We start from the raw sequence: 15765 nt of genomic DNA, 5'->3' as shown, positions 1-15765 counted from the left end.
TTCAGATAAGATGAGGATTCTTTTCAATTTCAATAACTACTTATGTCTTTTAAACTTGGTATTGATATGAAGATCATAGTTATACTTAATTTGTCTGTAGACCAGCCTGACCAGTGAAATTAACGGGTTCCCACTTTGTCTCCAGTTACTTCTGGTTACCGTACTAGGCTCTGCCGAAGAATTCTCCTGCAGGAACAAACCATCATATTGATCATAAAATAATGCTCTGCCTTTATTCTGAATAAAAGACAAACACATTTCATATTCCGTTTTGTCAGACTTTATACCCTCGGTATACTGGCCGAAACGTTCAAAAAATGAGGAACGGCGCAAATGAGGGTGATCACTATAATTGTATATTTTGTTTTTATCTGTAAACCATGGCTTGTATACCATAGTCGAGAAACCCTTTTTATAAGGCTTTAAATAAGGATAAGGTCCATAAGCATAAAACCTGACCAAATCCAGGTCTGCTTCGGCATGTATCATATCCATCGCATCCTTAAAATGCTCCGTAAAAGCAGGCAGCGGAATAAAATCTTCCTGCACATACAAAGTATAAGGTGTTTTCACTTCCAGCTGGCCTTTATTCAGGTTATTTCCCAATCCGCCATTTACTTTTGCTTTAATCAGCCTGTAGTTATAGGCTTGCGTCATCTTTTCCAGCTGGCCCAGATGAAAGCTGTCACTACAATCATCAGAAACGATAATCTCTTTAAAACTAACATTTTGCGCTTTAAAAGCACTCAGCAGCCGTTCTAAAGAACTACTTCTGTTATAGTGGGTAATCAGCAGGGTAACATCATCAAAAAGATTCTCCTTAGCATTCACTGGCATCGTGGGCATATATTAATTTCGCGTAATAAAATTATACTTAAATCTTTTAAGGTCTTCTTTAACTCTGGAAATTACAATATTATAAAAAGATCCGTTCTGGCTCAGTGTTCTTACTCCTGTCCATACCCGGGCCTTTCTGGATTTTACCTGCCTGATCTTACCATAGCTCATTAAATCCAAACAAAGTTGTCCATCTTCACCTCTCCTGTTGATCTTTATAAAACCAATTTTGAGGCCAAATTCTTTTACATAACCCATGCTAATACCAAAAGTATTAAAATAAGGCTGTTTGATATGCCTGATTTCGGCCATCATATCTTTTAATTTCTCCAATATCCTGAGTTTCCACCTCGGGAAACCCGGCTCTCCTATAAAAGAATATCTTCCGTACACGCAGACTACATCTTTTTGTGTCAATACACGCATCATTTCATCGATCCATACTTCAGGGTAAAAGCAGTCAGCGTCAGCGGTTAAGATATATTTTCCTAAAGCATTTTCCTGTCCTTTTTGCCTGGCCGGCCCTGCACCCTGTGTCAGTTCATTAAAAGACCTGACGTGCAGCTGATCGATCGTCTGCTGTGTTTTATCTTTTGAATTATTATTCACCACAATAATCTCAAAAGGGATCTGAGTGACCATTTTAGACAAAGAAGCCACACAACGCAGGATATTTATCTCCTCATTCCATGCAATTACGACCACACTTACCAGCGGCTCTTTACTTTGTACCTGGTCAAGATCCTTATTGATTGCCGAAAATACAGCAGGATCAATATCCTCATACTTTTCATAAGTATAAAGAAACTGATTTATCCAGACGGGATTATATTGATGTTTCATAACGTTCAGCTTTGGAAGGATAAACTCAAAGTTATTTTACCTTTTCCCATATCTTATTTTCAAAATTATATACTTTTATTACTCTTGCAGGATTTCCAACCGCTACAGAATAATCAGGTATATCTTTAGTCACCACGCTTCCGGCACCTATTATCGCGTGTTTACCGATGGTAACCCCGGCTGTAATTACGCAATTTGCGCCGATCCAGACTTCATCTTTGACCGTTATACTTTTAGTAACCGTTTGCTGCTCACTCGGAGGAATATCAATTAATTCATACCCGTGATTCAGTCCTGAAATTACAATATTTTGCGCTAACATCACATGATTTCCGATCACAACCGGGCCAATGACTGTACAGCCGATCCCAATTATTGTTTTTTCACCGATTACCACATCCCCAACACCATTATTGATCGTCGAAAAATCTTCAATCAGGCTGTAATTACCCAATTCAAAATGATTGAAAGGGAAAACATCAATCCTGGTTCTGAACCGCACAATTGATCCCTTTCCTTTTTTATGTTTAAAAGGATTTATAAATAATCTGACCCATAATCTTGGTCTGAAATCGTTAGCAGGAATCAACATTCGATGTGCTATCTTTTTCAGTACCGGATTTGCTTTTATTTTCGCGGATAATGACATTTATATTTTATATAACTTGATTAATAGCCTTATATAATTCACCTACACTATTTTCCCAGGAATGTGAGTATGCAGTTTTCACCCGGTAAGCTGCTAATTCTTCCGTATTTTCCTGCAAGCCTTTTTCAATCAGTGTCACAAAGCGCTCTTTATTTTCAGCAAGGTAAACCGTGTCTTCAAAAATTGTTACGGCCTCAGTATGGGTGGCGACTACAGGTTTCCCCATCGCCAGGTACTCATCAATTTTCCTCGGATAGTTTCCGATGGTCACCTGGTTCACCAGCTGAGGATTGATACACAAATCAAAGGCGTTGATATACTGCGGCAAATCTTCAGGCTTCTGCGCACCCAGAAAATGGACGTTCGGTATTCCATGTAAGTTACTCATTTTAAACACATCATCCTCAGGGCCTACCAGAATGATATTCCAATCCGGTTTGGTTACTGCAATATGCGCAATCAATTCTATATCCAGGCGAATACTTTGTAACGCACCTACGTACCCTATTTTAGGCCCTTTTAAGCTATCAATAGCGGCTATGGCAGGTAAAGCAGCAGAGCTGGTAAAAATATCCAGTTCACAGCCCTGGCCAATATAAAAAGAAGCCGGGTTATATTGTTTACAGTAATTACTTAAGTAAGTGGAATTTGCAACACACAGATCACTTTTTCTGATCAATGCAGGCTCAATTCTTGTCCCGTGTTTTTTCCAGTAATCTACAGCAAGCATAAAATCTCTGGAATAATAAATACTTAACGAAGGACGCAGGAATTCTTTCAGATAAAAACTCTTAAACATATCATTATCATTAAAGAGGATAATATCCTTAAATCCCAGTAATGCCGTTGTTTTTAAGATTGATTTAGCAAACAGCCTGTTATTCCGCTTGTTGAGCCAGTCGAAAATACCAAAATTATTAATCCAGTTGACAGATTCTATCAATACATCCGGATATAAAGTCCATAAGTTATCTGCAACTGGAATCAGGCCATTCGTTTTTCCCTGAATGACCGCTTTACGTTTGATAATCTTACTATCTTTTCTGTTCCGGAGTAAAGTTATTCTGTCCAACGCAGAATTAACATATAAAACCCTGTTATGTTTAGCCAGTTCAATGGCTATATTTTTGCAATTGCTCCCAATGTTAACATCCCATGGCTGCTGACCAACGATCACGATGTCCCTTCCTGAAATGATTTCTTCCTGTGATTGACTAATCATATAATTTATGAGGTAACATCATGTTTAGTAGCAACAGAGCGCTTATTAGCCTGCTTTGCATGCACTAAAGATAACAATTGAAAAAATATAAACTTAGGAATGTTAATTAAGGATTTGTAAATTCTGGAGTCCGTAGGATAACGCAAAAGTGCAATCAGGAAACCAGCTGCAAAAAGTCCAAAAGCAATGCACCAGATTAAAGTATAAAATGGGAAAATAAACAAATTGATAAAAGCGCAAAATATGGATAACAAAATGAACATAAACAAAGGCGGTCTTAACAAGATCACACCAAATAAAAACTGGTTCCAGTTCAATCCCCTGATTCCTTTAAATAAGATCTCAAACCCATATCCAAAATACTTAAACCAGGTATTGATCCACCGGGAACGCTGATTAACCAGCTGTGCAGAATTTGTAGTTTTTTCATCAAATACAATCGCATTTTCAGCAAATGCAATACGTTTTCCCTGCTTTAAAAGCTGTGCCTGTAAGACCTTATCAAATCCTGCCCCGGTAATATCCAGATTTTCAAAACACGCTTTGTATAAAGCTGTTTTGAAAGCCATTCCAGATCCGGCCAGTGTAGCAGAGGAACCCAGTTCAAATAAAACCTCCCCGTCATAAAAATGATAATAAATATCTCTTGCTGCATCCAGGCAGGCAAAAGTTGTATTCAGATTTTTAGCTGCCCGCACCCCCTGTACTGCGTCAAATCCCTGGTCAAAAAACACGTTTAATTCATTGATATATTCAGGGTCTGTCAGGTTATCACTATCAATAATAGTCAGGATCTCATGCGCTCTTTTAAAATGGCTGATCGCATAAAGATGTGACCTGGTATTGCTGGCCAGAACAGTTTCTGGTCTGAGCAGAATTACTTTTTCGTGGTTAAAATTTAAATTGGAAATATCGCAGTTATCAGCGACTACGTAAATCAGGTAATTTTTATAATTCAGCTGGAGCAAAGAATCCACCACCGCATGTAACAGCCCGGTTTGTTCATAAGCAGTCACAATGATCGCATAATCATAGTCTGTTTGCTGCAGGCTACGTTTTCTATCTTTTTTAAAGAGTTTATAAAACAGGAAAAGTACTATTGGAAGCACAAGATTGTATCCAATAATAATTTGCAGAACTATCCAGAGCGTTGTCTTCATGAGCAGTCTTTTCTAGTAATTATTTTCTTCTTTCAACTCCTGTTGCTGTTCAAAGTATTTTTTGGATTTATAAAACCCATAGGCAAAGAAGAGTAAACCGGGAATAAGAAATATTTCAAATGGCATGACGGATCTGATTAAATAGGTTTAACTACAATTAGGCTGTTGTGATCAGGGTTATTTGTATCAATTAATAAGTTCTCCTGTGCAATCTCTTTATCAAATTTCGGTCCCAGATAAACCAGCACAAACGAAATACAGACAATTAAAGAAGAAGGCATATTATTGATCACCTCATTTCCGTAACTGCAGAAGAAAATACCAGCACTCGCTGATAAGATTGCAATCAGTTTTACTTTCAGTTTTTTATCCTGTATCATCCAGATAATCCCGCAGCATTTTCCTAAAATATACATCAGCATACTAAACCAAAGTGTTAATCCCACAATGCCATACATCGCCCATATTTTAACCCAATAACTATCCGGTTGAATGATAGATAAGAATTTATCCTGATTATATTCCGAGTAAGCCCCTAAAACACCCAATCCACCACCAAAAGGCCGTGAACTGAGATATTCTCTTAAAATCCGCTGCGTATTGAAACGAACATTCAAAGATGGATCTTCAGGATCCATAGAGCTTCTGAAACGATTAATTTCATAATAATTACTTCCGATAGTCGTATATTTCAGGCCTCCTAAGAAGACAGCCATAAACAAACCACCAAAAAACAATACTTTAAAGTTTTTAGTCAGGAATATGGCAAAAACAGCCGCAACTACCAAGGCGAAAAATGCCCCCCTGGTACCAGAGAGTAACATAGCATAGCCATAAATACCAGCAAGGGTTAATAACGTTACTTTTTTCCAGAGCGTTGAAGAGCCTAGAGCGAGGACTACAGCCATAACCACAAATACCGCTTCAAATGCACCAAACTGCCCCGCATCGTAAAAAGAGAAGGCACGCAGTTTTCCAAAAATCAAGTGGGTAGCTCCGCCAGGGCCATCAATAAACCTCTGTTCACCTGGGAATAAGCCAAAATGTATTTGTTTAATTCCATTTAAAGCAGCAACCAGCGCTAAACCAAGGATTAGTTTGATGAAAAGATCAAGATCACTTTTTTTGTTGAAGACAATGAAACTCAAAGGAATAAGTAATACCGGGTATAAGGCAACAGGCCTGATTTCCATCAGCCAGCCCATTACACTTGCACCAGCCGGATTAATTACTTCGATCACACTGACAATAAACCAGATCAGGAACAATAAGCTCAAATCATTGCGGATCACCAGCCAATCCTCCTTTTTATAATAAATCAGGGAAGATAACCAGGTCAGGATCAGCAGTAATTCGATCCCCATTCCATAAGACAGCCCTCCTATTTCCCGGCCTAAAAAGCCCAGTAAAAAACAGTAAATGACTAAAGTCACCAGCCCTACCTTTGGATTTCTGAAAAGAAAGATCAGGTAAACAGTGAATACTGCCAGCAGCGCTAATACTACCGGAACTAATAATTCCAGTTTTGCTGTTGCAAAACTGGATATTCCCGCTATTAAAAGACCAAAAATTAAAAACTTTATTCTCGACTTCTTTAAAAACAGGTGATTAGAATCTCGCTGCATAATTAAATATCTACCACTAAATTAACCATCTATTCCGGCTAATTTTATTTTATTTATCACCCAGCCCATAAATCCAGGCTGTTTTTTAAGAAAAGCTATTAAATCTTTATCTGAATCAGTCAATGTTTTACCTGCTTCAAATACTGCCACATTCTTCTCTGTAAATGAAAGCCATTCTTTAGCCAGGTTAATATTCAATAAGCTATTGACATCAATGATAATAATATCAAATTGTTTTTTAAGTACATCAAAACCAGCTCTCAGGTTTCTTTCACTCTGAATTTCCAATAAAGATCTGGTTTCATCTATCTTATTCAGACGCGTGATCATATCATCGATCTGTATCTCTCTTTTCACTAAAAAGGTTTCAAAGTTCTGGCTGATCTGCAGTTGCTTAGAGTCCGATAAGACCGGCGCTACCTGATCACCACCTATTAATAATACCTTTTTACCAGTCATTGCATAAGCATAAGCCAGGTTCGAAGCCAGGAATGTTTTTCCTTCCCCTACCCCTAAACTCGTAATCCCTAATACACGGCTGTCATCCTTCGCCATTTCATCACCAATTTCAAACCTCAATGATCTCAGTAAATCTTTATGGATTGTATAGTTATTATTCTTACTATCATTCCAGATAGATTTAATATCAGTAACCTGCTCAGGGATATAATTCAGACTACCCAGTACACGCATTTTAGTCGCAGCTTCCAATTGGTGGATGGTATTGATAGAATGGTCAGTTAAAAAAAGCAGCACTAAAAGAGAGAAACAAACTGCAAAAGTTGCAATACCCGATAAAGCGATATAAACAATCGTTTTCGAAGCTTCAGCAGAACCCGGCAAACCGACCTGTGCAACCTGAAGTTTTAAACCCGTATTTTGTTCTGTACGGCTTGTATTGGTACGTTCCAGCGCTGCCATATAGTCTTTTGTCGCAATATCAGCATCACGTTCGTAATTTTGTATCCCGGCATCAAAAGGAACCATCGTATTGTATTGTCCTTTCAATTTCGCAAGTTGTTTATCAATAGAACTGATCGTATTTTTAATCTGTTCAGTGGAAATATCAAGGTTATTTTTTTGCTGTATTAATCCCTGTTTTGCAATCTGCGGATCAACTACATTCTTATCAGAATTCCGCGCAGACTGTCTGGATATTAAAGTTTGTAAAGAATCTACTTTACGTTTATCAGCCTGTCTGAAACTGTTATCAATATAACGGTCATTCGCTACTTTCAATTCGTTTTTTAAATTCAGGATCGTATTGTTGTCTTCTACAACAGTTCCGCCCATATACGGATCTCCTACGCCTCTGAGTTTGCTGTTAATAGCAGAAAGGGCACCCTGGTTAGCCTGAATATCACGGATCGCCTGCGCTTTTCTTTCTTCATACTGAGAGATCTGTGAATAAACCGTAGCGGCCTGCTCGTTCAGATTCAGTACTCCATTTTTCATTTTGAAGCCTTTCAATGCGCCATTTTTAGCATTCATTTCTCTTTCCTTCTTTTTAAGCAGGGAATCAAGCACGGCTATAGAGTTATTCTGATTGGTATAGACATCAATACTATAATTACTGATAAATTCAGTAGCTAATGTATTAACCAGGTAAGCAGATAACAACGGATTTTCTGAAGCGAAATCGATATTTACAAAATCACTGTTATCAGGTCTGTAAATCGTCATTTTTTTATTCAGTGCAGCCTCGCCATACCCCATTGACTGCAGAATATCATATAATTTGAACTTTCCTTTATTATCATAAACGGTAACCGGAACCTTTTGCGCAAGTCTTTGCTTGTAAGTATCCAGTAATTCAGATTTCTGTGCAGCAGAAAGAGAATCCAGTTTAGTACTATATTTTCTGAAAGTGTTTTTCGGATTTTCCAGGTCATGAATGATCAGGTTATAAGAAAGAATACTCATGATCTTCCTCATTTTCATCTTTTCGATAATATTGCTGAACTGCTGACTGGTTTTAAAATAATCGTTTTGTGTCTGTGAAGAAAGTTGTTTAGACTGGTCCACCAGACCTGTAGAAATCTGAACCTGAGATTTATACTCTTTAGGTATATTTTTAGATAAGAAATAAGTGATAGCAGCAGCGACTACAGGTACCAGTATCAGTATCCATATATATCTTTTGAGTAGCTTTAAAAATCTTTGAATGTCCATTTTCAGTAATAAACTTGAGTTATTTTATTTTATGTCGGTAAGTTTTACACCAATTATTTCTTCCAATGCATCTTTAGCATTTAAAAAATTCACCTCAGTCTGTATTTTAGCAGAATTAGAATTTGACAATTGAATTCTGCTTCCATTATAATTATCCAGCGAAATCTCACCCTTTTCAAATTTACGGCGTTGATTCTCAGCAACTCCATTGTTGTCCTGTGTAGTCTGAGTTTTAATTTTAAGCTCACTTAACATTTGAATATAGGTATAATATCTCTTTTTAACTTCGTTTACTAACGCATAATCGTAATCTGCAGTTTGTAACTGTGCAACTTTATAATCTGCTTTAGCGCGTTTAACTAAAAATGGTTTTTGTAAAAAAGCACCAAGGTTTAAACTGATCCCGTATTGAATACCATTTACAATATACGGATTTGCAGTCTCTCCTGGATTACTAATTGCTTGTTTATCACCCGGACGGTAAAAATAAGAAGCACTGAACATATCCAGATAAGATATTTCTGCCACAGCTATACCTGTTTTAATAGCATCTTCCTGTGCTTTAAGTATCTTGCGTTTTGGATAATTTTCTTTTGCAGCCTGGATATATTTTTCCAGCTGACCGTAATTGATGTCTCCGATAATCGAGTCTTGTGCAGATACGTGTAAGCATAGAAACGACAGTAAAAGAACTGTGAGAGCAGATACTTTTTTCATTTGATTATAAATTTAGTTGATTTATTATTAGGGTTGATTTTATCTATTTATACTTTTTCTCTTTGGAACAGGGCAGGGAAGGTTTTTAACATGATACTCATATCAAACCATACCGAGTAATTCCGTGCATAAAAGTTATCCAGTTTTTTACGTTCTGTATCAGACATGTCTGCTTTTCCTCTTTTGCTGATCTGCCATAAGCCGGTAAGACCTGATGGGCCTAAAAAACGCATTGACCATTCATTGGAGGTTAACATTTCTGCCTCATATAAAGGCAAAGGTCTGTTTCCTACTAAAGACATATCTCCTTTCAGTACATTCAGTAACTGAGGAATTTCATCTATGCTGGATTTCCTTAAGAAATTACCCAGTTTAGTTACGCGGGGATCATTCTTAATTTTAACAAAGGCATTGGTACCACTTCCGTCATCCGCATACTGATTCAGCGCAGATAAATTTTTCAGTTCCAGGTCTGCACCAGCTTTCATAGATCTGAACTTATAAAAATCGAAGATTTTATAACCTGTACCTACCCTTTTACTTTTATAAATGACAGGACCTTTGGAATCCAGTTTTATAAATAAAGCTACGATCAGTAAAAATGGAGATAAAACCAGCAATACGCCACCGGCAGCTACCACATCAAACATTCTTTTTGTAGTAGGTATGATATATTCTTTCTGCTTTTTAATAACCGAAAGCTGTTCAATATTAGGTTTGATCAGTTTAAATTTGATTAAGAAATTCAACCTGTCCTTTAAGTCTTCCATCTGATAAGGCAGGAAATACAAATCATGTATTTTTGCTTTGATAGCCCTTGCTCTTAACTTTGCATCGTGCTGCTGTGCTAACAACACAATAATCAATCCGCTGGTTAACGGGTTATTTTTGATCTTCGCTATAATCGCAAAGACTGCTTCCTGCTCTTTGACCTCGATCATAATCACATCAGGTGTCGAGAACAATGATAAAGAACTTAAATAGGCCTCCAGTTTAGAGGGGTCATCCAGGTGAAAAATATTATACTCCTGTCCTAAAACTTCAGCTGATTCAGCTGAAAGTTCAGTACCGCAGTAAACCAACCTCATTCCTTTGTAATTATAATCCATTTTTTCTTTAAATAGCAGTTGTTAATGTAGCTAAGACTCTGGCAATTTCCGTTTTTAAACTCTCGGGATTAAATGGTTTTGGAAAATGCGCTTCTACTTTGAAAGGCAAATTTGCGACTATTTTATCAAGATCTTCTGCTGCCGATAAAATAATAACAGGAATTTCTCTGTAGTAACCACTAATCTTAATACTCTTTAGAAAAGAAGTACCATCAAAATGAGGCATGTGCAGATCCAGGATAATAATGTCCGGAAAATTACCTTCCTCCAACCATAAATGAGCCTTATATCCACTTTCCTTAGCGTGGACAGCGTATTGTTTTGACAGGATGAAGTTGAGTAATTTTAAAATACTTGGCTCATCGTCAACTATTAAAATTTGCTTTTTACCAAATGAGACATTTTCCATTTAAAAGGGTATAAGATGTAGATTTATATGATTCAGAGATTTTTTATTTGACTAAATAACCATGTTTTTGTGTGTATCAAAAGCATTACAATTATTATGCAAGTTATACATCCTATCAACAATTACGAATTAAAATAAACATCAGTTTTATAATTTAACATCGATTGATAAAATAATTTCTAATTATCAATGCCGATTGTATTTACATTCTATATTCCCAATATCTTGCCAAAATCGGCCACCTAATGTAATTCATGAAGGGCAACAGGGGGAAAATCATAAATCACGGGCTTAAGCAGCGTAAATTATTTAACGTAAACCCCGGAATATAAGCAATCAATCAAACCAGAGGCATTAAAGATTATATAGCCTACCCATTTCATACTATTCTTATTTTATCAGTATGAACTTATTTTTAACCTCTTTTTTTTAGGTTAATACCCCAAAAGCACAAAATTAGGGGAATTATCTCAACTAACTGTAAAATTTATACCCCCAGTGCTCAAAACGGGGGATATTCCGGGGAATTCAAGGCTGCTGAAGGCCAAAACAATATCCCATTCTCTAATAAGTTAGCACATAATTTGCAGTTAATAAATAGATTACAAATATTTAACTTCATGATTACCCTTTACGTATGAAATATATCTTCTTAAGCCTGGTGCTGTTGACTGCAATTTCTTTCACAGCTTCAGCACAAGACACCACCACAGTGACCAGCGCTGCTACCGAAACAAGTATCCCTCTTCCTGTTGTTAAATTGATTAAAACTCCGGCTGCACTTGGAATCTCACCGAAAACACAAAAAAGTATTGCAGCTATTGCTAATCCACCGATTAACCTCGCACTTTTCGCCGTAGACAGACGGGATAAAAATCAGGAAGGAAACTCTGATGTTATCATGATTATTACCATTGATCAGGTAACCAAAAAGATTAAAATGTCTTCTATACTGCGTGATACCTATGTCAATATAGAAGGTAAAGGAATGGATAAAATCAATGCTGCATTTGCCTTAGGAGGCCCTCAGCTGGCTATAAAGACAATTAATCAGAATTTTGATATGGATATTCAGGATTATATCAATGTTGATTTTTTCGGTACTGCTAAAATGATCGATGCACTTGGTGGCGTAGAGATCAATGTTAAACCTGAGGAAATCCCTTACCTGAATAATTACCTGAAAGAAATTTCCATTATTGAGAACATCCCACCTGTAAATGTAACCAATGCCGGTATCCAGGTATTAAACGGCAGACAGGCTGTTGCCTACACCAGAATCAGAGCAGTTGGCCGTGGTGACTATGAAAGAACTGAAAGACAAAGAACAGTTCTTGTCGCACTTTTTAACAAGATGAAAGGCGCAGGACCAGCATTGTACCCGGTATTTATGAATCAGATCTTACCGAATATGGAAACCAGTTTATCGGGAATGAACCTCTTTAAAATTGGCGGGGATATTCTGAATTCAAAAAGCAAAACTATTGACCAGGCAAGATTTCCGCTGGATTCTTCCAGTAAAGGTATCAGGGTCAACAACATCTGGTATTTATCTGCTGATCTTAAAATCACCACTGCAGCAATTCATAATTTCATCTATAAAGGAATTAGCCCGGCTCGTTAAACCATTAAAAAACAGAAATTAATTCACTATAAACAAACAGGTTAGGCTAAAAACACGTTAACTGATTAAACTAAACAATAACTCCGGCTCGTTAGTAGTGATAAAATCGATCTTGTTTTCCAATAAGGTTAACATATCTTTTTTATCATTAACGGTCCAGGCGTTGATCGTTATTCCCAGGCTATGGGCGCGGTTAAACCAATCACCCTCCTGATAAATATGGAAGTCGTAATCGGCCTGCAGGATATGATCTTTTTTTAAAGTTTCAACCGGGAGTTCATCATTGATCTCAGCCAAAAATGCTGTCTTTGCAGCTGGATCACGTTGTAATATCCGCAACAGTGCTTCATAACTAAAACTAATGTATTCTACCCATGCTCCAGCATTCATCTTTTGCACCATTTCAAACACGGCATCCGTAAGGGCTAAAGTATCCGCAAGAGTCGCCGCAACTTTTATTTCCAGGATCAATTTCGTCTGATCCTGCTTCATTCCCTCTTCCAGGTATGCTTCCAGAGTTGGAAGGTATTCCCCATTGTGTAGCGTTTTTTGCCTCAGTTCAGCATAAGTGGAAGAAGCAATTGGTATCCCCTGAAAATCTTCATCATGATTTACCACAATTAAATTATCTTTTGTGAGGTGTACATCGAATTCAGATCCGTAACATTTTAGCCTGATTGCCTCTTTTAAAGAAGCAATTGAATTTTCAGGCAGGTTATTCTTTTTAAAAGCACCCCGATGGGCAATTACTTTATTGTTGTTCCAGCTCATTATACGATCACGCTCTTGTTCCTAAATAGAATTTATCCCGGTATTCACTGGGAGTCATTCCAACTGTTTTTCTAAACACTTTTCTAAAAGCTTTGGGGTCATTATAGCCTGATTTATAAATGACTTCCGTCATCTGTTCAACGGTTTGCTCCAAAAGTTTTTTTGCCGCTTCAATACGGGTCTGCTGTAAATATTCGATCAATGTAATCCCGGTAACCTGTTTAAAGCGTCTGACAATATTTCTCCTGCTGGCAGGAATATCTTTAATCATTTCTTCAATAGTTCCGGTATTATGATAAGCGGTTTCTATCTTTTGCTGCGCCATTGCAACCAAATCATCATTGTGTTTTCTGGAAATCTGGAAGGTATTGAAATAAGTTTGCGTATGCCGGTCCATGTCTATGGCAAAAAGCTTCGCAATTTTTATCGCGATTGTATTTCCGCAGTGAATCTGTAAAAGATGCAGCATCAAATGAAAACTAGAGGTCGCCCCACCGCTGGTATACAACCTGCCATCCTGAGTAACCGTTTTATCTGCCTGAAGACTAACCTCAGGAAAAGCACTGGCAAAAGCGGCGCAGGCATCGACATGTGTAGTTGCAATCTTTCCATTAAGAAGTCCTGTTGCCCCTAACAGAAAAGCACCGGTACAAAAACTGGCCAGCTCCGCCCCTGCCGCATATTGCTGATTTAACCAGGTAATGGCTGAATAATTTTCAGCAACTGCATGCTGAATATCTTCATTGATAAATGAAGGGATTAAAATAAGATCCTGGTTGGATGGTTTTTGAATAGATAAAGGCTGATAACCATAAAAATAGGTACCGGGGTTGCTTAACAGGCTGTCATCACTACAGAACAAATCAATTTGAAAGGGAGCCATAAGACCATCCTGAGCATAAAGTTTGTTGACTGTTTCAAAGACATCCAGTATCGCAGCTACGCTTAATAATCTGTACTGGTTCGTTAGGAGAAGACCAAGTTTTATCATTTGATTATTTTTTATACCTAAATATAACACATAAAAATCAAAGTATTCATCCACTGTTACCGAGGTTTGTTTTTCTTTTATACTGGAGAAGGTTATTACATTTGCAGAAGAAAAATATAAAAACATACTATGATAGCTCACCACGCTTTATTCTGGTTAAAAGCCGATACTACAGCAGATCAAAAAATTGCCTTTAAAAAAGGTCTGGAATCTTTAGAAAAGATAGAAACTATAACAAACATCCATATTGGAGTTCCTGCTCCTATTGAACGTTCAGTTGTCGATACCACTTATACCTTCTCGGCAGTTTTATTTTTTGAAGATCTTGCTGGCCACGATGTTTATCAGGGTCATGCCATACATAAAGCCTTTTTAGACGAGTTCAGAGGATTCTTCGAAAAGGTTATTATTTACGACGCTATTTAAGAAATCAGTGAATTGTAATCTTCTTTGAAGATGCAAACGCACTATTTTTCAAATGGCACCTGCAAAATGATTCCCAATTTTAAAAGAATCATTTTGCATTTAGTTCTCATCGGCATCACTTTTCTCCAAAACAGATAAGATATTGCCGGACGGATCTTTAAACCAGGCAATCTTAGGACCTCCGCCATGGAATACCCCCTGATCATCAGTTTCAAAGTCTTTTTCTTTGTAAATGATAAACACTATCCCTGTTTTGCGCAACTCATCCATCGCCTCCTTCAGGTTAACCACCGGAAAATTAAGCACCGTAAAAGTTGCAGGTACATGATTAGGTTTCCCATAAACGAATACAGTTCCGCCACCTGCGATATGCAGTACTAACTGCCCCATGGTCTGGGAAATTTCCAGGCCCAGTATATCCTTGTAAAATTCAATTGCTTCGGGTATCTCTTTTACAGAGAAACCACTGAATGCCTTCACTTCTTTAAACATCGCCATAAGCTTAAAATTAAATTTACTGATAATTCATTAGGCCAAGTTGAGCATATTAATTGAATCCTGCCGGGGTTGAACCGGGCAATTTACGGGGGCAACTGCGACATATTTAGTTTTCTGACCTGTAGTCAGCGCATGACATAAAACAAAATCAGTATAGTCTTCAGCCGTTTACAAGCCTAATACTAAACTGGAAGAAATAAGGTCAAATAGTGTATTCAAATGACCTTGAAGCGTGGTTGGGATGAGGTTGGAATGACCCAGGTCATACCAAGGTCATTCCAACCTCATCCCAACCTCATCCCAATGTCATTTCAAGGCACTGTTCTACCCGGTTTCAACACCTGTTCTATACGCCAACGCCACGTTTGTCTTATACTGATTTCACTTGACACATGGTCTTGTCCGGTTTTTAGTTTACAGTTTTGAAGAGTGAATATTTCTACTTAAAACTATACATTATGATTTGATTGTAACTACATCTGGCACTTTTTTCTTTCTGGTATTTTTCCAGTATTTTATCAATGGTTCAGTAGTTTGATGAGCAACTTCTGGAGTTAGAAAACTACAACTCATATGTGGTCTAATATTATTGTAGGCTTCTATTGCTGTTTTTACTGCGAATAATGCTTCAGTTCGGGATTTGAATATCCTGCTTAGTTTAAATTCAGTTTTTAGAATACCATTTATCCTTTCAGCAATTGGATTTTCATAA

The 15765-nt window shown here is 37.4% G+C and carries 16 protein-coding genes; 2 read left to right on the top strand and 14 right to left on the bottom strand.

Translation table 11 applies throughout. From position 1 onward, the window contains the following. Positions 1–36 precede the first annotated feature (36 nt). From LY11_RS23040 to LY11_RS22995, 10 genes are all read right to left on the bottom strand, one after another. Positions 37–846 (bottom strand): glycosyltransferase, encoded by an 810-nt coding sequence (locus LY11_RS23040; RefSeq protein WP_245952866.1) that lies wholly within the window; start codon positions 844–846, stop codon positions 37–39. Between the two features lie 3 nt (positions 847–849). After that, positions 850–1680, bottom strand: coding sequence for a glycosyltransferase family 2 protein (locus tag LY11_RS23035; protein ID WP_170132759.1), 831 nt, complete (start codon positions 1678–1680; stop codon positions 850–852). A 31-nt stretch (positions 1681–1711) separates the two neighbouring features. Further along, a complete protein-coding gene (locus LY11_RS23030) occupies positions 1712–2329 on the bottom strand; it encodes an acyltransferase (RefSeq protein ID WP_111635969.1) in 618 nt (205 codons plus the stop codon). A 7-nt stretch (positions 2330–2336) separates the two neighbouring features. Further along, positions 2337–3551 (bottom strand): glycosyltransferase, encoded by a 1215-nt coding sequence (locus tag LY11_RS23025; protein ID WP_111635968.1) that lies wholly within the window; start codon positions 3549–3551, stop codon positions 2337–2339. 5 nt (positions 3552–3556) lie between these two features. Continuing rightward, on the bottom strand, positions 3557–4711 hold the full coding sequence (locus tag LY11_RS23020) for a glycosyltransferase (RefSeq protein ID WP_111635967.1): 1155 nt from the start codon (positions 4709–4711) through the stop codon (positions 3557–3559). Positions 4712–4848: 137 nt separating this feature from the next. Further along, positions 4849–6336, bottom strand: a complete 1488-nt coding sequence (locus LY11_RS23015; RefSeq protein WP_111635966.1) for an O-antigen ligase family protein — start codon at positions 6334–6336, stop codon at positions 4849–4851. A gap of 21 nt (positions 6337–6357) precedes the next feature. After that, entirely contained in the window at positions 6358–8508 is a 2151-nt protein-coding gene (locus LY11_RS23010; RefSeq protein WP_111635965.1) for an exopolysaccharide transport family protein, read from the bottom strand. A 24-nt stretch (positions 8509–8532) separates the two neighbouring features. Then, the gene (locus tag LY11_RS23005) at positions 8533–9225 is read right to left on the bottom strand and encodes a TolC family protein (protein WP_111635964.1); all 693 of its coding nucleotides are present in this window, start codon (positions 9223–9225) and stop codon (positions 8533–8535) included. Between the two features lie 47 nt (positions 9226–9272). After that, positions 9273–10334, bottom strand: a complete 1062-nt coding sequence (locus LY11_RS23000) for a sugar transferase (RefSeq protein ID WP_111635963.1) — start codon at positions 10332–10334, stop codon at positions 9273–9275. Positions 10335–10341: 7 nt separating this feature from the next. Beyond that, positions 10342–10743 carry a response regulator gene (locus LY11_RS22995; RefSeq protein ID WP_111635962.1) on the bottom strand — a complete coding sequence of 134 codons (402 nt, stop codon included), beginning with the start codon at positions 10741–10743 and terminating at the stop codon, positions 10342–10344. 637 nt (positions 10744–11380) lie between these two features. Here LY11_RS22995 and LY11_RS22990 point away from each other — a divergent pair. After that, the gene (locus tag LY11_RS22990) at positions 11381–12367 is read left to right on the top strand and encodes an LCP family protein (protein WP_111635961.1); all 987 of its coding nucleotides are present in this window, start codon (positions 11381–11383) and stop codon (positions 12365–12367) included. A gap of 57 nt (positions 12368–12424) precedes the next feature. Here LY11_RS22990 and LY11_RS22985 read toward each other — a convergent pair whose 3' ends face one another. Together LY11_RS22985 and LY11_RS22980 are read right to left on the bottom strand one after the other, a co-directional pair. Continuing rightward, complete coding sequence (locus LY11_RS22985) at positions 12425–13138, bottom strand: glycerophosphodiester phosphodiesterase (protein WP_111635960.1); 714 nt, start codon at positions 13136–13138, stop codon at positions 12425–12427. A gap of 7 nt (positions 13139–13145) precedes the next feature. Further along, positions 13146–14129, bottom strand: a complete 984-nt coding sequence (locus tag LY11_RS22980) for a GlxA family transcriptional regulator (protein WP_111635997.1) — start codon at positions 14127–14129, stop codon at positions 13146–13148. 129 nt (positions 14130–14258) lie between these two features. Between LY11_RS22980 and LY11_RS22975 the strand changes: the two genes are divergently transcribed. Continuing rightward, entirely contained in the window at positions 14259–14555 is a 297-nt protein-coding gene (locus tag LY11_RS22975; protein ID WP_111635959.1) for a Dabb family protein, read from the top strand. Positions 14556–14654: 99 nt separating this feature from the next. Here the strand turns inward: LY11_RS22975 and LY11_RS22970 are convergent, their stop codons facing one another. Continuing rightward, positions 14655–15053, bottom strand: coding sequence for a VOC family protein (locus LY11_RS22970; RefSeq protein WP_245952865.1), 399 nt, complete (start codon positions 15051–15053; stop codon positions 14655–14657). A gap of 456 nt (positions 15054–15509) precedes the next feature. Next, positions 15510–15765, bottom strand: a 256-nt coding sequence (locus LY11_RS22965; RefSeq protein ID WP_146610904.1) for an integrase core domain-containing protein, incomplete at its 5' end; no start/stop codon positions are given.

Source organism: Pedobacter cryoconitis (genome assembly GCF_003259615.1).
Taxonomy (GTDB): Bacteria; Bacteroidota; Bacteroidia; order Sphingobacteriales; family Sphingobacteriaceae; genus Pedobacter; species Pedobacter cryoconitis.
This window is presented reverse-complemented; position numbering and strand designations above follow the sequence as displayed.